A 571-nucleotide genomic window follows, 5' to 3' on the forward strand; every position below is an offset into this window, starting at 1 on the left:
AAATCAATGTGCAAAGCTTAGAATATGGTTCTTATGTATACTTGGATTGTTTTGATGTATTGGAATAAAAGAATGCGTATTTGATTGATCTGTTGTATCGTGCTTTCATTGTTGTTCTTTTTAACAGGATAAGCAATAAAATTGACTTCAGGCATTAAATATTGAAGTTCACGCAAAGAACGCCACATGTGGTAGTCGTGGGTCACGATATAAAGTGTTTTATAGTGGTGTTTTTTGATCCAAACTGCGCTTTCTTCAGCATTCCCTTTTGTATTAATCGCTTTATGCCCAATGTCAACGCAACAGGCAAAGAGTTGTGGAGTAATATGTGTACTATGCATGAATCTCTTGAGAGTGGTTGTTGTGTTTACTCCACTGATCAAAAGTCGTGAACCAAGCCCTTTTTTGAGGAGGCTTAGCCCTGCTTCTATTCGGTTTTCTCCCCCTGTCAAAACAATAATTGCATCTGCTTTCGGCAAAGGATTTGGGGGGTGAAGCCGTTCGGTTTTTTCAGCAAAAAGTATGAAACCAATACAAAAGAGGAGAACGATTGTTAAAAGAGAAAGCGCTG

1 protein-coding gene is annotated in these 571 nt (G+C 38.4%); it reads right to left on the minus strand.

Annotation, left to right across the window (positions count from 1 at the left end):
- Window positions 1-17 precede the first annotated feature (17 nt).
- The coding region (locus ACFIO5_RS13195; protein WP_375705654.1) for a YdcF family protein at window positions 18-571 on the minus strand (554 nt) is incomplete at its 5' end.

The organism is Bartonella sp. AA86SXKL (assembly GCF_042196885.1).